We start from the raw sequence: 17,101 nt of genomic DNA, 5'->3' as shown, positions 1-17,101 counted from the left end.
CTCAGGCCTCCTCGGTCAACAGGGTGCTGCCCCACCAGTCGTCCGTGCCCCGAACGCCGGGCGGGACCGCGAACACCGCGGAACCCACGTGCTGGATGTACTCGTTGAGGGTGTCCTTGGCCAGGTTGCGCTGGATCCGGACGAAGCCCTCGCGGACGTCCCGCTGGTAGGCCAGGAAGAACAGGCCCGCGTCGAGGCGGCCCAGACCGTCCGTGCCGTCGGTGAAGGAGTAGCCGCGGCGCAGGATCGTCGCCCCCTGGTTGGAGTCGGGGTGCGCGAGCCGCACGTGCGCGTCGGGCAGCATCGCCTTCAGGAACGGCTCGTCGCGCTCCTTGGCCTTGCCGACCGGGGCGCCCTCGCCCTTGTCGCGGCCGAAGATGTCCTCCTGTTCCTGGAGCGAGGTGCGGTCCCAGGTCTCGATGTGCATGCGGATGCGGCGGGCGACGAGGTAGGAGCCGCCGGCCATCCAGCCGGGACCGTCCTTCTCGTCGACCCACACGAACTTCTTCAGGCGGTCGGTCTCCGTGCCCGCGATGTTGCGGGTGCCGTCCTTGAAGCCCATCAGGTTGCGAGGCGTCTGCGCCTCCGGCGTGGTGGACGAGGTCTTGCCGAAGCCGAGCTGCGACCAGCGGATGACGACCTTGCCGAAGCCGATCCGGGCGAGGTTGCGGATCGCGTGCACGGCGACCTGCGGGTCGTCCGCACACGCCTGGATGCCCAGGTCGCCGCCGCTGCGGTTCCTGTCCAGGTTGTCGCCGGCGAACTTGGGCAGGTCGATCAGGGCCTCGGGACGCTTGTCCTTGAGCCCGAACCTCCCGAACAGCGACGGCCCGAAGCCGATCGTCAGCGTCAGCCGCGACGGCTTCAGCCCCAGCGCCTCGCCGGTGTCGTCCGGCGGTGCCTCGGCGAGACCGCCGTACGCGCCCTCGCCGACCGCGTGCCCGGCGGTCATCTTCCGTGCGGCCTCGGTCCAGTCCTTCAGCATCTGCACGAACGCGGCACGGTCGTCGGTCGTCACGTCGAACGCGGCGAAGTGCAGCCTGTCCTGCACGGGCGTCGAGATGCCCGCCTGATGGTCGCCGTGGAAGGCGATCGCCGCGCCCGTCTCGGCGCCGGCGGGATCGACCTCGTCGCCGGCGTTCGTCATCGCGACCGTGCCGCCGGCCGCGACGGCACCGAGCGCGAGCCCGGCACCACCCCAGCCGATCAGCGCGCGCCGGGACGGAGTGGCGGCTTCTGCGGAGTTGTCCGTCATGAGTGTCCCTACTTCACGACGACGGCGGCGGCGAGCTTGGACAGCGGCTCCGCGAGCGCGTTGACCGCGTCCGACAGCTCCTTCTGCTGCGCCTCGGTGACCTTGTCGTACGAGACGAAGTCGTAGGACGCCTTGTCCGCGCGGTACTTGTCGAGCAGCGTGTTCAGCGCGGCGAACTGCTTGTCCAGCTCGGTGATCAGCGCCGCGTCGTTCTCCTGGGCCACCGGCTTCAGCAACGCGTACGACTTCTCCGCGCCCTCGACGTTCGCCTTGAAGTCGACGAGGTCGGTGTGCGAGTAGCGCTCCTCCTCGCCGGTGACCTTGCCGGTGGCGACCTCGTCGAGGAGTTCCTTGGCGCCGTTGGCCATGGAGGTCGGGGTGATGTCGGCCTTGCCGACCCGCTTCTGCCAGTCCTTCAGGTCGGTGATCAGCTGGTCGGCGAGGGTCTTCTCCGTGGCGCCGATCTTCTTGTCCTCCCAGAGGGCCTTCTCCAGGCGGTGCCAGCCGGTGAACTCCTGGCCGTCCTCCAGGCCGTCCGCGCGGACGTCGACCTTCGGGTCGATGTCACCGAAGGACTCGGCGACCGGCTCGGTGCGCTCCCAGCCGATGCGGGAGGGCGCGTAGGCCTTCTTCGCGGCTTCCAGGTCGCCGTCCTTGACCGCCTTGGCGAAGGTCTCGGCGAGCGGCAGCGTCTCGTCGGCCTGCGCCTGGACGTACGCGCGGTAGGAGGCGACGGCCTTGTCGAGACGCGGGTCGCGCTTGGCGACCGTGCCGCCGGTGGCCTTGACGTCCTGGCGTATGCCGTCGCCCACCATGCCGGGCTTGCAGGCGATCTGGTAGTCGCCGGCCTTCACCTCGGCGGTGACCCGCTGCTTGGTGCCGGGGCCGATGTTCTCGCGCTCGGTGACGATCCGGTCGTCCGGGAAGAGGATGTAGACCTCGGTGACCTTGGAGCCCTTGTTCTCGATGGCGAGTTCGACGTGCCCGGCCGGGAACTCGTTGGTGGAGACCTCGCACTTGTCGTCCGTCGCCGTCACGTTGACGACCCGGTCGTCGGTCCCGGAGCCGCCCTTCTCGGTGCAGCCCGTGACGGCGGTCAGCGCCGCCGCGGTGGCGACAGCGGTGAGAGCGGAGAATCTGACGGCTCGCATGAAGGGCTCCAGGGAATGGCCGAAAAAGACGCGTGACGAGCCTCACATAAGGTGAGGCTCGCCTAACGTACCGAAGCTTTTCCGGTGCGATACCCGTCCATGCGGTGATTCAGCTCTCATAGACGCTGTATGAGCACGCCCCGGTCACGGCGACCCAAAATGGACCCCACGGGAGGGTCAAGTACCGGTCAAGCATCCCGGCGCGGACTCACCAGGATCTGGCCCGTGCGCGGATGCGGGAGCACCTCGACCGGCTGGTCGTAGACCTCCGTCAGCAGCCGGTCGGAGAACACCTCGGCCGGCGCGCCCTCGGCGGCCACCCGACCGTCGTGCAGGACCGCGACCCGGTGCGCGTAGGCCGCCGCGAGCCCCAGGTCGTGCAGCACGACCACCACCGCGTCCCCGGCCCGCGCCCGCTCCCGGCACACCCGCAGCACCAGTTCCTGGTGCTTGAGGTCGAGGGCCGCGGTCGGCTCGTCGAGCAGCAGCAGGGGAGCGCGCTGGGCCAGCACCCGGGCGAGCGCGACCCGGGCCCGCTCGCCGCCGCTGAGCGCGGAGAACGGCCGTACGGCGAAGGCGGTCACCTCGGTCGCGGCCATCGCCTCGGCCACGGCCGCGTCGTCGTCCTCCATGCCGAGCGCGGCCCAGGGCGCGCGGCCCATCCGGACGACCTCCTCGACCTTGAAGGGGAAGGACAGCGTGGCGGACTGGGGGAGGACCGCCCGGCGCAGGGCCAGTTCGGGCGCGGACCACTGCGACGCCGGGCGGCCGTGGATGCGTACGACGCCTGCGGTGGGCGCCAGATCCGCGGACAGCGCGCCCAACAGGGTCGACTTTCCCGCCCCGTTGGGGCCGACCAGGGCGAGCACCTCGCCCGCGCGGACGGTGACGGACACTCCGTCGAGGACGTCCCGGGAGCCGAGGCGGACATGGAGATCCGCGGCCTCGGCGAGGACGTCTCCGGGCGAGGCGGGCGTGGGAAGCGCGGGGCGGGGGCGGAGGAGTCTCATGGGACGGGTCCTTAAGGGATATCGCCGGTGGAGGTGACGTACCTGGGGGCGCGGGGCTGTTTCGATGTGCGGCTCCGCCGCGTGGGCGCGACCAGCCCCCACGCACCCGCAGACGACACACGACCTCTAGGCCCATCCCCCCTGCCTGCGCCGAGTCCTCCGCAGCAGCCAGAAGAAGAACGGACTGCCCAGCAGGGCGGTCAGGACACCGAGCGGCAGCTCGGCGGGAGCGGCGATCGTACGGGCCGCGAGGTCGGCGGCGAGCAGCACCACCGCGCCGAGCAGGGCACTGCCCGGGATCAGGAACCGGTGCCCGGGCCCGGCCGACATCCGCAGCAGGTGCGGCACCACGAGGCCGACGAAGCTGATGATCCCCGCGACGCTCACGGCCGCCGCGGTCAGCAGCGCGATGACGACGATGAGTGCGATCCGCATCCGCTCCACGTCCACGCCCAGATGCCGGGCCGGCCGCTCACCGAGCGCCAGCAGGTCGAGCCGGCGGCTGTACAGCGGCGCGACCACCAGCCCGACCACCGCGCACGGCAGGACCGCGAGCACCTCGGCCAGGTCGCCTGCGCGAGCGAGCCGAGCTGCCAGAAGGTGATCTGCTGGATGGCCGCGGCGTCCGCGAAGAACAGGAACAGCCCGATCACCGCGCCCGCGAACGCGTTCAGCGCGATCCCGGTGAGGATCAGCGTCACCACCTCCGTACGGCCGCCCTCGCGCGACATCGCGTACACGAGCAGCACCGTGGCGAGTCCGGCGACGAAGGCGCAGACGGACACCGTCCACGTACCGAAGAAGTTGAGGCCGAGGGCGATCGCGGCGACCGCACCCACCGCGGCGCCCGAGGAGATCCCGATGACGCCCGGCTCGGCGAGCGGATTGCCGAACACGCCCTGCATCAGCGCGCCCGCGCAGCCCAGCGAGGCGCCGATGAGCAGTGCGAGCACGATCCGCGGGAAGCGGACGTTCCACAGCACCGACTCCGCGACCCGGTCCAACTCCGTACCGCCGAGACCGACTCGGTGCTGCACGGAGGCGAGCACGTCCCCGACGGGCACCGGATAGGCGCCGATCCCGGCCGCGACCGGCACGAGGACGAGGAGGGCGGCGGCCAGTCCCATGGTCAGCAGCCAGGCGGTGGTGTGCCGTCCCGGTGCCGGCGTCTCGGTGGGCGCATCGCCAACCACCTTGTCCAGTACGGTCATTGCCACTCTCCTGGAGGGTCGCCGTGTTCGTCGGGCTCCACGTGTGTCAAAGGGCGCCAAGGCAGCTTAGGTTAGCCTTGCCTCGCCCGTGTCGCCCCACCACTCAAGGCACAATGCCCGCGTGACTGACTACGACGTGCTCCGTGTCTTCTGCGGAGCGAACGGCGGATACGGCAACGAGCTCGGTGTCGTCCGCGAGGGCTCCGTGCTGCCGGACCCGGAGGAACGGCAGGCGTTCGCCGCGAAACTGCGCTTCAGCGAGACCGTGTTCGTGGACGACCCCGAGCGTGGTGTCATCGACATCTACACGCCCACCCTGCGCCTGCCCTTCGCCGGCCACCCCTGCGTCGGCACGGCCTGGCTGCTCGACGTACCCGAACTGGTCACGCAGGCCGGGACGGTGGGCGCCCGCCTGGACGGCGAGTTCAGCTGGATCGAGGCGCTCGCGGAGTGGGTCCCGCCACGCACGCTGCGCCAGTACGCCACGCCTGCGGAGGTCGAGGACCTGCCGGTCCCGCCGAAGGGGGAGTGGATCTATGCCTGGGCCTGGGAGGACGAGGCGGCCGGCCGCGTCCGCGCCCGCGCCTTCCCCGGCCGCGACGACGGCATCGACGAGGACGAGGCCACGGGCGCGGCGGCGCTGCTGCTGACGGACCGGCTGGGCCGCGCCCTGAACATCACGCAGGGCGCGGGCTCGCAGATTCTGACGGCTCCGCAGCCCGGGGGCTGGGTGGAGGTCGGAGGGCGGGTCTTCCTGGAGCGCTGACCGTCAGGCGCTCAGCTGGAACTCGTCCCCGAGTGCCCTGAGAACGTCGATGTTCAGGGCGAACGCCTTCCTGCACTCCGCGACGATCCGCTGCTTCTCGAGGTCGTCCGCGCGCACGGTGTCCAGCAGTTCGCGGTACCCCCGCTTGAACGCGGCCGGGTTCGGGATCTCCTCGAAGACGTAGAAGCGGACGCCGTCGCCCTTCTTTGCGAAGCCCCAGGTCTTCTCCGCCGTGTCGCGGAGGACCTGGCCGCCGGAGAGGTCGCCGAGGTAGCGCGTGTAGTGGTGGGCGACATAACCGGCCGGCCACCGCTCGGCGCACTCGCGCACCCGCTCCACGTACCCCCGGGTGGCCGGCAGCGCGGTCAGGCGCGCACGCCAGTCCGGACCCCGCAGATGCGTCAGGTCGCGCTCCAGCGCGCTCATCCGGAACAGCTCCGGCCGGATGAAGGGTCCGGCCACCGGGTCGGAGGCCAGGCGCTCGGCACCGGTCTCCAGTGCCTCGTACACGAACCAGAGCTGCTCGGTGTAGCGCGCGTACGCGTCGACCTCGAGCCTGCCGCCGGTCAGGTCGCTCATGAACGTCGAGGCGTTCGCCTCCATGTGCTGCTCGTGGGAGGCGGTACGGAGGAGTGCCGAGAAGGAGTCCATGAGCCCAATTTCTTTGGTTAGGCTTGCCTAAGTCAATGCTTTTTCCGACTCTCTGTCGGTAAAAACCTACCCGGAAATCCACGCCGCGCCCACACATGCGAGGAGCCCGCCCTCCGAAGAGAGCGGGCTCGGTCCGAAGTCGAACGACAGGGCTACGGCAGCGTGAGGATCTCCGCTCCCGTCCCCGTCACCACCAGCGTGTGCTCGAACTGGGCCGTCCGCTTCCGGTCCTTCGTCACGACCGTCCAGCCGTCGTCCCACATGTCGTACTCGTGGGTCCCCAGCGTCAGCATCGGCTCGATCGTGAACGTCATCCCGGGCTGGATCACGGTCGTCGCGTGCGGGCTGTCGTAGTGCGGGATGATCAGCCCGGAGTGGAACGACGAGTTGATCCCGTGGCCGGTGAAGTCCCGCACCACCCCGTACCCGAACCTCTTCGCGTACGACTCGATGACCCGCCCGATGATGTTGATCTGCCGGCCCGGCCGGACCGCCTTGATCGCGCGGTCGAGGGACTCCCGGGTCCGCTCCACCAGCAGCCGCGACTCCTCGTCGACGTCCCCGACCAGGTAGGTGGCGTTGTTGTCGCCGTGCACCCCGCCGATGTACGCCGTCACGTCCAGGTTGACGATGTCGCCGTCCTTGAGGACCGTCGAGTCCGGGATGCCGTGGCAGATGACCTCGTTGACGGACGTGCACAGGGACTTGGGGAAGCCGCGGTAGCCCAGCGTCGACGGGTAGGCGCCGTGGTCGCACATGTAGTCGTGCGCCACCTTGTCCAGCTCGTCGGTGCTGACACCCGGCGCGATCAGCTTCGCGGCCTCCGCCATCGCCCGAGCGGCGATCCGGCCGGCGACCCGCATCGCCTCGATCGTCTCGGGAGTCTGCACCTCCGGCCCGGTGTACGGCGTCGGCGCGGGCTTGCCGACGTACTCGGGGCGCCGGATGTTTCCGGGCACGGAACGGATGGGGGACAGCTCCCCTGGGACGAGCAGCGACTGGCCAGACATGCCGAAGAGTCTATCCAGCGGCGATGGGGGAACATGTCGGTGGCGAGAGGAGCTGGTCATGGCCCTGTTCAAGAAGCGGACGGTCGGCAAACCGGGCGAGTGGTACTACTGCCTGCAGCACAAGAAGGTCGAGGAGGGGCCGGAGTGCCCCGCCAAGGACCGGTTCGGCCCGTACGCCACCCGCAAGGAGGCCGAACACGCGATGGCGACGGCCCGCGAGCGCAACCTCGAGTGGGAGAACGACCCGAAGTGGCACGACGCCCCGGCGGCGGGCCGGGACGACGACTGACCGATCACGCTTCGACGGGTGCGGCTGCCGCGCGCTGTTCGCGCAGCCGCACCGCGTGCTCGTTCGTCCGCACGTCGTACGTCATCAGCTTCGGCAGGCACAGCGCCAGCAGCCCCACCGCGCCCACGCACAGCAGCCCGCCCGACCAGACCGACGTCCGCACCCCCAGCCAGGCCGCGAAACCACCGGACCGCATCTGACCCACCGTCGGTCCGACCGAGTACGACAGCAGCTCGATCCCGGCGAGCCGCCCGCGCAGCTCGTCGGGGATCGTCTGGTTCCACATGGCCCCGCGGAAGATGCCGCTGACCATGTCGGCGCAGCCGGCCAGGGTCAGGAACAGCAGCACCAGCCATACGTCGCCGACGAGCCCGGCCCCCGCGACGGCCAAACCCCACAGCGCGGCCGCCAGCACCACCATCCGCCCGTGCCGCCGGATCCGCGAGGTCCAGCCGCTGGTCAGACTCACCAGCATCGCTCCGGCCGGGACAGAGGCATACATCAGACCCAGCGACCACTCGGCGTCCAGTTCGTCCGCGAGGAACGGCAGCACGGCCAGCGGCATCGCCAGGAACATCGCGGCGAGATCGACGGCGTAGGTGCCGAGGAGCTCCTTGCGGTTCCAGGCGTACCGGGCGCCCTCGGCGATGGCCTTCAGTGACGGCTTCGCCGCCTCGTGGGAGGCGGGGGAGGCGGCGATACGGACCATCAGGGCCATGGAGACGACGAAGGTGACGAGGTCGGCGCCGTACGCCCAGCCGAGACCCGCGTAGGCGACCACCACACCCGCCAGCGCCGGGCCCGCGACCCCGCCGACCGTCCAGCGCAGGGCGTTCAGGGAGCCCGCCGCCGTCAGGTGCTCGTGGGCCACGATCCGCGGCCACAGCGAGTCGAGCGCGGGCCGCTGCACGGAGACGAGGGCGGAGGAGAGGGCGGCGACGACGTACAGCGGCCACAGGGCCGGGCCCGGCAGCAGGGCGTTCACCAGCAGCACCGCGCTGAGCAGCCCCTGCCCGGCCTCCGTCCACATGATCAGCTTCCGCTTGTCCCACGCGTCCGCGAGCGCCCCGCCGTACAGCCCGAACACCACCAGCGGCACCAGCTCCACGGCCCCGATGGCCCCCACCGCCGCGGCCGACCCGGTCAGCTCCTTCACCTGCACCGGCAGCGCGACGAAGGTGAGGAAACTCCCGAAGTTCGAGATCAGCCCCGAGTACCACAGCCGCCGGAAGTCACGGGAGGTCCGCCAGGGGGCGAGATCGGGGAGGAGGGCGCGAAGGCCGGAGGGCGGGGCGTCGGCGGGGGAGTGGGGCTTAGGGGGCTCGGCGGCGTCGTCCGTCATGAGGCGTCATGGTCGGGTGCGGGGTGATGCCGGGCAACTGCTTTTCACCCGGGCGCGGGTGGGTGGACGGGGAAGCTCACCAGCGGGCCGGGGGCGGTGCCGTCAGTTCGTCCGCCAGCCTGGACAGCCTGTCCCGGAAACGCCGGCGCCCCCGTGACGGAGACGGCAGCGCGTTCTCGCCGACCGCCGCGCTCACCAGGTGCTGCACGCTGTCCAGGTCCAGTTCCGCCCCGTCCGGCACGGTCAGCGACTCGTGGGCCATCGCCGTGAGTTCGGCCCCGCCGTCGCCCAGCGCCAGTACCGTCGCCCCGGCCCGCCGGGCGTCGTGCACCCGCTCCAGCAGCGGAGCACCCGGTCCCCGCGGCGAGACGACCAGCAGCGTCTCGCTGCGCCGCGCGGCGGCCAACCGCCCCGGCCCGACCGACAGATGCGCGGGGTCGGACGGGCGCGCGTCGTGCCGTACGAGGGTCGGGGCGAGCTCCGGCGTCCCCGACCACGCGGCCTCGTCCACCAGGTGGGCCGCGAGATGCCAGGGCTCGTACTCCGCCGTGCCGACGAGCAGCAGTCCGCCGCCGTACGACACCACGGACCCCCGCAGCGTCCCCGCGAACCGGCGCGTCGCCCCCAACCACTCGGTTCCGGCGAGCACTTCGCGCAGCAATGCGACCCGTACGGCATCCATGTGACCGCATCCTGCCTCAACCGGTGCCTCACAGGCAGCGGTTCGGCCCGAATTCGCCCAACTTGGGCAAGGGGCAGGGCGGCTGCCCGGCGGTGGGCACCCACGGTGGCCGGCCTCGCTCCCTCGTGAGCGTCGGCACGTACCCGTGACGCGGCTCACCCGGTCCCTCACCGTGGGCAAGGCGGACGTAAAGTCGGCCCATGACCTCTACCGACAGTGCACAGAAGGCCCCTGCCAAGGACCCCTGGGACCTGCCCGACGTCTCCGGGCTGGTCGTCGGCGTGCTCGGGGGCACCGGCCCGCAGGGCAAGGGCCTCGCCTACCGGCTGGCCAGGGCCGGGCAGAAGGTGATCATCGGCTCGCGCGCCGCGGACCGGGCCCAGGCCGCCGCCGAGGAGCTCGGGCACGGCGTCGAGGGTGCCGACAACGCCGAGACGGCCCGGCGCAGCGACATCGTGATCGTCGCCGTGCCGTGGGAGGGGCACGGCAAGACCCTGGAGTCGCTGCGCGAGGAACTGGCGGGCAAGCTCGTCGTGGACTGCGTCAACCCGCTCGGCTTCGACAAGAAGGGCGCGTACGCGCTGAAGCCGGAGGAGGGCAGCGCCGCCGAGCAGGCCGCCGCGCTGCTGCCGGACTCGCGGGTGACGGCTGCCTTCCACCACCTCTCGGCGGTCCTCCTCCAGGACCCGGCGGTCGAGGAGATCGACACCGACGTGATGGTCCTCGGCGAGGTACGCGAGGACGTGGAGATCGTCCAGGCACTGGCCGGCCGCATCCCCGGCATGCGCGGCATCTTCTCCGGGCGCCTGCGCAACGCCCACCAGGTCGAGTCGCTGGTCGCCAATCTGATCTCCGTGAACCGCCGCTACAAGGCGCACGCGGGACTCCGTATCACCGACGTGTGAGCGGATGAGCGCATGGGGGACACTGTTCGGCGAAGCAGTTGCAGCAAGCAGCAGTACAGCAAGCAGTGCAGTGTCCCCCGACAGGAGAATCACCCCATGCCCCGCCTCGCCCTCTACGCCCTCGTCGTCTGCCTCCTCGCCGTGGCCGCGGCGGTCGTCTCCTTCGTCCAGGGCGACTTCCTGGGGATCGTCTGGGTGCTGCTCGCGGGGCTGTCGTCCAACATGTGCTGGTACTACGTGAAGCGCGAGAAGGTGCGCAAGTCCGTCACTGGCTGACCTGGCAGAACTCGTTCGTGCCCTGCCAGAAGCGGTACAGCTCCTGACCGCAGTACGTCTCGAACTCATGGATCCCGAGGCTCTTCAGGATCGAGTCGACCACGTCGAAGAACACGCCGTTGACCGCCGGCAGCCACAGCAGAGCGAACACGAACAGCAGGCCGAAGGGCGCGAAGGGCTCCACCTGGCGCTTGAGGTTGTACGACAGCCAGGGTTCGATGACGCCGTAGCCGTCCAGGCCCGGGACCGGCAGGAAGTTCAGGATCGCGGCGGTGACCTGGAGCAGGGCGAGGAAGGCGAGGGCCAGGCGGAAGTCGGCCGGCACGCCGTCCAGGGCGTCCAGCCAGAACGGGGCCGTGCAGACGATCGCGAACAGGACGTTCGTCAGCGGACCGGCCGCCGAGATCAGACTGTGCCGCCAGCGCCCCTGGATCCGGCCGCGCTCGATGAACACGGCACCGCCGGGCAGACCGATCCCGCCCATGATCACGAAGATCACGGGGAGCACGATGCTCAGCAGGGCGTGCGTGTACTTCAGCGGGTTCAGCGTGAGATAGCCCTTCGCGCCGACCGAGATGTCGCCGCTGTGCAGGGCGGTGCGCGCGTGCGCGTACTCGTGCAGGCACAGGGAGACGATCCACGCGGCCGTCACGAACAGGAACACCGAGAACCCGGGCTGCTCGGCGAACCCGGTCCAGGTGGCCCAGCCGGTCACCGCCGTCACGGCGAGGATCCCGAGGAAGACGGGACTGATCCGCCGTTCACTGTGGCGGGTGGTGGCGGTGGTCATGGGGCTCCCTGGACTCTCGTGCACGCGGTGGGACTGCCCGACGGTACCGGGCGCACGGGGAAAACGTCTCGCGGTCCCCCAGGGGTTCCATGGAGGGTGGGGCTCATGGGGCTTTGGCACGTGTTCTACGGGGGTCGGCAGCCGGACCGCGCGGAACCCGCCGACCCCCTGGCCCGCTTTAAGCGACGCCTCGTCCCCATCCCCGGCGCCGCGCGCCGCACCGCACCGCCGGAACCCCGTGACCGGCCCCGACGCCACCGGAGACAATGGACCCCGTGCGCTACCGCATCCTCGGCACCACCCAGGCCCTCCGCCCAGACGGCACGCCCGTCCCCGTAGGCGGGGCGCGGCTGCGTGCGCTGCTGACCGTGCTGGCGCTGCGGGCCGGCCGGACCGTGCCCGCGGGGCTTCTGGTCGAGGAGGTGTGGGGGGACGGCGACCCGCCCGCCGACGCGACGGGCGCGCTGCAGGCGCTGGTCGGGCGGCTGCGGCGGGCGCTCGGTGCGGACGCGATCGCCTCGGTGGACGGCGGCTACCGCCTCACCGCCGCGCCCGACGACGTCGACCTGCACCGTTTCGAGCGGCTGGCCGACGAGGGCACCCGTGCGCTGGCCGACGGCGACCCCGCGAAGGCGGCCGTCGTCCTCGACGACGCCCTCACCCTGTGGCGCGGCCCCGCCCTCGCCGACCTGCCCGACCGCACCGCCGAGGCGGCCCGTCGGCAGACCCGCCGCCTCGACGTCCTGCGCGCCCGCCACACCGCCGCCCTCGCCCTCGGCCACGCCGAACAGTCCCTGCCCGAACTCACCGCCCTGTGCGACACCCACCCCCTGGACGAACCCCTCCAGGCACTGCGCCTGCGCGCCCTGCGCGACGCCGGCCGCACGGCGGAGGCACTGGCCGCCTACGAGGCCGTACGACAGCTGCTGGCGGAGCGGCTCGGGGCGGACCCGGGCCCGGAACTGAGGGCGCTGTACGGGGAGTTGCTGCGGCCGGACGGCTCCGGCGCGCCTGCGCGTGGGCGTTCGCCGGGCTACGGCGTGCGGGCGGCCGGGCCGTCCCGCGCGGCTGACGGGGGCGACGGGGGCGACGGGGGCGACCCGTCCGTCCCGCCGTCCGGCACCGCCGACGGGCGCGTGCACGGGTCGCTGCCGGGCACAGCCGACGAGGGCGCGTACGGTACGCCGTCCGGCGCCGGGGGCGGCCCGCAGGGCTTGTCCGGACTTGGGGCGGCAGCCCACACCCCCGGCTCCCACACCCCCGGCTCCCACACCCCCGGCTCCCGCACCCCCGGCGGACCCCTGCCCGCCCCCGTACCCCCGCCCCCGGGCAACCTCCGCGCCCGCCTCACCTCCTTCGTCGGCCGGGAGGCCGACATCGATGCCATCCGGGAGGATCTCGCCGCCGCCCGGCTCGTCACCCTGCTCGGGCCCGGTGGGGCCGGGAAGACGCGGCTCTCGCAGGAGGCCGCGGAGGCGGTGGGAGAGTCGGCGCGGGACGGGGTGTGGCTGGCCGAGCTCGCGCCCGTGGACGACCCGGAGGCCGTACCGGAGGCCGTGCTGACCGCCGTGGGGGCGCGGGAGACCGTGCTGTACGGCGCGGGGGCGGAGGCCATGCGGGCCGGGGGCGAGCGGCACGACGATCCCGTCGAGCGGCTCTCCGAACACTGCGGCAGGCGCCGGATGCTGCTGATCCTCGACAACTGCGAGCACGTCGTGGAGGCCGCCGCCCGGCTGGTGGAGGAGTTGCTGGAGCGCTGTCCGGGGCTTACGGTGCTGGCCACGAGCCGCGAACCACTCGGCGTACCGGGGGAGTTGCTGCGGCCCGTGGAGCCGTTGCCGGAGCCCGTCGCGCTGAGGCTGCTCGCCGAGCGCGGGGCCGCGGCCCGGCCCGGCTTCCGGATCGAGGACGACCCCGCCTCCTGTGCCGAGATCTGCCGGCGGCTGGACGGTCTGCCGCTGGCCATCGAGCTGGCCGCCGCCCGGCTGCGTCTGCTGACCCCGCGTCAGATCGCCGACCGGCTCGACGACCGCTTCCGGCTGCTCACCTCCGGCAGCCGTACGGTCCTGCCCCGCCAGCAGACACTCAGGGCGGTCGTCGACTGGTCCTGGGAACTGCTCGACGAGGGCGAACGGGACGTACTGCGACGGCTGTCCGTCTTCGCCGGCGGCTGCGACCTCGCCGCCGCCGAGGCCGTGTGCGGACCCGCCGCCTTCGACGCGCTCGGCTCGCTCGTCGACAAGTCCCTTGTCGTGGCCGCCCCTTCGGGCGACGAGGGGATGCGCTACCGGCTCCTGGAGACCGTCGCCGAGTACGCGGGCGAACGGCTCGACGAGGCCGGCGCCCGCCAGGAGGCCGAACGCGCGCATCTGACGTACTACCGCGAACTCGCCCGCACCACCGACCCGTTGCTTCGGGGCGCCGGCCAACGCGCGGCCATCGACCGGCTGGAGCGCGAGGGCGAGAACATCCGCGTCGCCCTGACGCACGCCGTCGCGGCGGGCGACGAGCAGGAGGCGCTGTGTCTGGTCCTGTCCATGTGCTGGTACTGGCAGATGCGCGACCTGCGCCTGGCCGCCCGCAACTGGTCGCGCGACGTGCAGGCCCTCGGCCCCGACCCGTTCGCGGCGCCCGTCCGCCCCGCCGAGCCGCTGTGGGAGCTCTGCACGCAGGTGCCGCTCCCGTGGACCGGTGAGGTCCTCCAGGAGGCCCGGCGCGGTGTCCACCTCGTCCATCTCGCCTGCATGGACATGGAGATGGACGCCTGGCAGACCCCGCAGGCGCAGGAGAAGCTGCGGGTGATCGCCCGGACCTACCGGCCCGGCATGCCGCAGACCTGCCGCAACCCCGGTTCCCTCTGGTTCTTCGCCGTCATGCTCACCGGCGACATGGACCGGGTGCGCGAGGTGATCGACGCCAATGTCCGTACCTGCCGCGACGCGCCGGGCTACGAGTGGGAGCTCGCCGCCAGTCTGCACATGCGGGCCAACCTGCTCGCCAACCGCACCGACTGGGCGGGCGACGCGACCCGCGACGCCGACGAGGCGCTGGAGATCTACCGGCGCCTGGGCGACCTCTGGGGCATCGCCGAGGCGCTCTCCGCGCGCGGCGAGGCCCGGGAACGCAGCGGCGAGTACCGGCTTGCCGCCGCCGACTTCGAGGCGGCGATCGCGAAGGCGGAGCGGCTCGGCGCCCGCGCCCAGAAGGGGGTGCTCTCCGCCCGACTGGGCAGCGCGCTGATCGAGGCCGGCGAGGCCGAGCGCGGGGAACGCCTGCTGCGCGAGGTGATCGACAGCAACGAGGGCTCGGGCAACGAGGCGATGCCCGCCGCCCGGCTCTTCCTTGCCGGCCGGCTCGGGATGACCGACCGGATCCCCGAGGCGCGCGAACAACTCCGGCTGCTGCGCGAGGAGTTCAAGCTCGCCCTGTTCGTGATCTTCGATGCCTACATCCTCGGGGCGGAGGCCTGGCTGGACGCCCTGGACGACCGGCACGAGGACGCTCTGACCAAGGTCCGGCGGGCGCTGCAACAGGCCGACGACCCGCTGGCCATCGCCATCGCGCCGTCGATGCGCTCCTCCTACCTGGTCACCGCCGCGACAGCCCTCGCCGGTCTCGACGGCGGACACCGCGCCCGTGACGCCGCCCGCTGCATGGGCGCCGCCGAGACCCTGCTGCCGCCCCGCCACGTCATGCCGGCCATGGAGCGCGAGATCCGCGACCGGGCCGAGCGGCGGACCCGCGCCGTGCTCGACGACCAGACGTACGAGGCGGCGTACGCCGAGGGCGGCGGCCTCTCCTTCGCGGAGGCCGCCGCCCTGGTCTGACGCGCACCCGTCGTGCTGCGGGCGCCCGGTCAGGCCTTGGTCCGGAACTTGTGGATGGCGACCGGCGCCATCACCGCCGTGATGGCCGCCGACCAGGCGAGGGTCAGCCACACGTCGTGCGCGGCCGGACCGCCCACCATCAGCCCGCGCGCGGCGTCCGCGAGCGCGGACAGCGGGTTGTAGTCGGTGAAGTTCTGCAGCCAGCCCGGCATCGACTGGGTCGGCGCGAAGATCGACGAGCCGAACTGCAGCGGCATCAGCACCAGGAAGCCCATGGCCTGCACGGACTGCGCGTTCTTCATCACCACGCCGAGCGTGAGGAACACCCACATCAGGGCCGAGCCGAAGACGGCGGACAGCCCCACGGCGGCGAGCAGACCGGTCCAGTTGGTGATGTCGAAGCCCACCAGCACGCCGACGATCATCAGGACCACGGTCGCGAACAGCATCCGCAGCAGTTCCACCGCGATCTTGGCGAACAGCACCGAGCCGCGCCCGATCGGCAGGGACCGGAAGCGGTCCATGACACCGGTGTTGAAGTCCTGGTTGAAGCCGGTGCCGACCCCCTGGGCCATGTTCATGCCCATCATGGCCATCAGACCCGGCACGACGTACTGCACGTACGCCTCCTGCCCGCCGCCGAGCGACTGCCCGATGGAGCCGCCGAAGACGTACACGAACAGCAGCGTGAAGATGACCGGGAACAGGATGGCGTCGAACATCGACTCCGGGTCCTGGCGGATCCACAGCAGGTTGCGGCGGACCAGCGCACCGGTGTGGCGCAGATGGCCGCGCAGCGGGATCCGGGCCTCCGCCCTGAGGTCGGTCGGGGCGAGTGCGGTGGCGCTCATACGGCGACCTCCTGGCGGTCGTCGGCGGGCGTGGCGTCCTGCGGGGCACTGGCGCGGTGGCCGGTGAGGGACAGGAACACCTCGTCCAGGCTGGGCAGTTCGGTGGTGATGGAGGAGAGCGTGATGCCGCGCGCGGTGACCGCGCCGACCACGGCGGTCAGCTGCTCGTCGCTGAGGATCGGGACCAGCGCGGCACCGCGTTCGGTGTCCACGGTGGTGGACGCGAGGCCGGTGATGCCCAGCTCGTCGAGATGGGCGGCCAGGGGGCGCAGCTGCAGCGGGTCGAGCGGGCGGATGCGCAGGGTGCGGCCGCCGACCTTCGCCTTCAGCTCCTCGATCGCGCCGTTCGCGATCACCTTGCCGCGGTCGACGACCGTCAGCTCCGAGGCGAGCTGCTCGGCCTCCTCCATGTACTGGGTGGTGAGCAGGACGGTGACGCCGTCGCCGACCATCCGCTTCACCTCGTCCCACACCTCGTTGCGGGTACGCGGGTCCAGACCGGTCGTCGGTTCGTCCAGGTAGAGCACGGCCGGGTGTCCGATCAGCGACGCGGCGAGGTCGAGGCGCCGCCGCATGCCGCCCGAGTACGTCGCCGCCGGACGCCTGGCCGCCTCGGTGAGCGAGAACCGCTCCAGCAGTTCGTCGGCCCGCGCGCGGGCGTCCTTGCGGGGCAGGTCGAGGAGCCTGCCGATCATGTAGAGGTTCTCCCAGCCGGGGAGCTTCTCGTCCACGGAGGCGTACTGTCCGGTCAGTCCGATCACCCGGCGCAGCTGCCGGGGCTGCCGGACGACGTCGTAGCCGACGACGGTCGCCTGTCCGGCGTCGGGCTGGATCAGGGTGGACAGGATCCGTACGAGCGTGGTCTTCCCGGCCCCGTTCGGCCCGAGCACCCCCATCACGGTGCCCTCCCGCACATCCAGGTCGACCCCGTCCAGCGCCTTGGTCTGGCCGTAGTGCTTGACCAGCCCCCGCACGGTCACGGCGCTGCCGGCGCCACTGGGGTTCTTGTCGATTCGCGTCATGGGGACGACCTTGTCAGTCCCCACCGACAAACGACCGACAGTCCGCCGACAGCCACCTGCAGG

15 protein-coding genes and 1 pseudogene are annotated in these 17,101 nt (G+C 71.8%); 5 read left to right on the top strand and 11 right to left on the bottom strand.

Annotated elements, in window-relative coordinates:
* Position 1 precedes the first annotated feature (1 nt).
* The 4 genes and pseudogenes from efeB to QFZ76_RS15655 all read right to left on the bottom strand — a co-directional run bounded on the left by efeB (position 2) and on the right by QFZ76_RS15655 (position 4,627).
* Entirely contained in the window at positions 2–1,255 is a 1,254-nt protein-coding gene (efeB, locus tag QFZ76_RS15670; protein WP_307674316.1) for an iron uptake transporter deferrochelatase/peroxidase subunit, read from the bottom strand.
* An 8-nt stretch (positions 1,256–1,263) separates the two neighbouring features.
* Positions 1,264–2,406, bottom strand: a complete 1,143-nt coding sequence (efeO, locus tag QFZ76_RS15665) for an iron uptake system protein EfeO (RefSeq protein WP_307674315.1) — start codon at positions 2,404–2,406, stop codon at positions 1,264–1,266.
* A gap of 188 nt (positions 2,407–2,594) precedes the next feature.
* Positions 2,595–3,416 carry a heme ABC transporter ATP-binding protein gene (locus QFZ76_RS15660; protein WP_307674314.1) on the bottom strand — a complete coding sequence of 274 codons (822 nt, stop codon included), beginning with the start codon at positions 3,414–3,416 and terminating at the stop codon, positions 2,595–2,597.
* A 126-nt stretch (positions 3,417–3,542) separates the two neighbouring features.
* Positions 3,543–4,627, bottom strand: a pseudogene (locus tag QFZ76_RS15655) (FecCD family ABC transporter permease).
* A gap of 121 nt (positions 4,628–4,748) precedes the next feature.
* On the opposite strand from QFZ76_RS15655, the gene QFZ76_RS15650 reads away from it, so the two are divergent.
* Positions 4,749–5,393 (top strand): PhzF family phenazine biosynthesis protein, encoded by a 645-nt coding sequence (locus tag QFZ76_RS15650; RefSeq protein WP_307674313.1) that lies wholly within the window; start codon positions 4,749–4,751, stop codon positions 5,391–5,393.
* A gap of 3 nt (positions 5,394–5,396) precedes the next feature.
* On the opposite strand, the gene QFZ76_RS15645 is transcribed toward QFZ76_RS15650, so the two are convergent.
* The gene (locus tag QFZ76_RS15645) at positions 5,397–6,044 is read right to left on the bottom strand and encodes a heme oxygenase (biliverdin-producing) (protein ID WP_307674312.1); all 648 of its coding nucleotides are present in this window, start codon (positions 6,042–6,044) and stop codon (positions 5,397–5,399) included.
* Positions 6,045–6,196: 152 nt separating this feature from the next.
* Positions 6,197–7,054 carry a type I methionyl aminopeptidase gene (gene map, locus QFZ76_RS15640; protein ID WP_307674311.1) on the bottom strand — a complete coding sequence of 286 codons (858 nt, stop codon included), beginning with the start codon at positions 7,052–7,054 and terminating at the stop codon, positions 6,197–6,199.
* Between the two features lie 58 nt (positions 7,055–7,112).
* Between map and QFZ76_RS15635 the strand changes: the two genes are divergently transcribed.
* Complete coding sequence (locus QFZ76_RS15635) at positions 7,113–7,343, top strand: hypothetical protein (RefSeq protein ID WP_053754372.1); 231 nt, start codon at positions 7,113–7,115, stop codon at positions 7,341–7,343.
* Positions 7,344–7,347: 4 nt separating this feature from the next.
* On the opposite strand, the gene QFZ76_RS15630 is transcribed toward QFZ76_RS15635, so the two are convergent.
* Together QFZ76_RS15630 and QFZ76_RS15625 are read right to left on the bottom strand one after the other, a co-directional pair.
* Positions 7,348–8,685, bottom strand: a complete 1,338-nt coding sequence (locus QFZ76_RS15630; RefSeq protein WP_307674310.1) for an MFS transporter — start codon at positions 8,683–8,685, stop codon at positions 7,348–7,350.
* A gap of 76 nt (positions 8,686–8,761) precedes the next feature.
* Positions 8,762–9,367, bottom strand: coding sequence for a hypothetical protein (locus tag QFZ76_RS15625; protein ID WP_307674309.1), 606 nt, complete (start codon positions 9,365–9,367; stop codon positions 8,762–8,764).
* A 200-nt stretch (positions 9,368–9,567) separates the two neighbouring features.
* Between QFZ76_RS15625 and npdG the strand changes: the two genes are divergently transcribed.
* Together npdG and QFZ76_RS15615 are read left to right on the top strand one after the other, a co-directional pair.
* Positions 9,568–10,272, top strand: coding sequence for an NADPH-dependent F420 reductase (gene npdG, locus QFZ76_RS15620; protein ID WP_307674308.1), 705 nt, complete (start codon positions 9,568–9,570; stop codon positions 10,270–10,272).
* A 96-nt stretch (positions 10,273–10,368) separates the two neighbouring features.
* Positions 10,369–10,548 (top strand): hypothetical protein, encoded by a 180-nt coding sequence (locus QFZ76_RS15615; protein WP_373464302.1) that lies wholly within the window; start codon positions 10,369–10,371, stop codon positions 10,546–10,548.
* On the opposite strand, the gene QFZ76_RS15610 is transcribed toward QFZ76_RS15615, so the two are convergent.
* The gene (locus QFZ76_RS15610; protein ID WP_307674306.1) at positions 10,538–11,338 is read right to left on the bottom strand and encodes a site-2 protease family protein; all 801 of its coding nucleotides are present in this window, start codon (positions 11,336–11,338) and stop codon (positions 10,538–10,540) included. The two genes, QFZ76_RS15615 and QFZ76_RS15610, sit on opposite strands and share 11 nt — an antisense overlap.
* 266 nt (positions 11,339–11,604) lie before the next feature.
* Here QFZ76_RS15610 and QFZ76_RS15605 point away from each other — a divergent pair, with 266 nt between their 5' ends.
* Positions 11,605–15,165 carry a BTAD domain-containing putative transcriptional regulator gene (locus tag QFZ76_RS15605; RefSeq protein ID WP_307674305.1) on the top strand — a complete coding sequence of 1,187 codons (3,561 nt, stop codon included), beginning with the start codon at positions 11,605–11,607 and terminating at the stop codon, positions 15,163–15,165.
* 29 nt (positions 15,166–15,194) lie between these two features.
* Here QFZ76_RS15605 and QFZ76_RS15600 read toward each other — a convergent pair whose 3' ends face one another.
* Positions 15,195–16,016, bottom strand: coding sequence for an ABC transporter permease (locus tag QFZ76_RS15600; protein WP_307674304.1), 822 nt, complete (start codon positions 16,014–16,016; stop codon positions 15,195–15,197).
* Positions 16,013–17,038: an ATP-binding cassette domain-containing protein gene (locus QFZ76_RS15595; protein ID WP_307674303.1), complete on the bottom strand. Its 1,026-nt coding sequence runs from the start codon at positions 17,036–17,038 to the stop codon at positions 16,013–16,015. The genes QFZ76_RS15600 and QFZ76_RS15595 overlap by 4 nt, the downstream gene beginning before the upstream one ends.
* Positions 17,039–17,101: the final 63 nt, after the last annotated feature.

Source organism: Streptomyces sp. V4I2 (genome assembly GCF_030817655.1).
GTDB lineage: Bacteria > Actinomycetota > Actinomycetes > Streptomycetales > Streptomycetaceae > Streptomyces > Streptomyces plumbiresistens.
The sequence above is the reverse complement of the archived record's forward strand: the minus strand, read 5'-3'. Positions and strand labels throughout refer to the sequence as shown.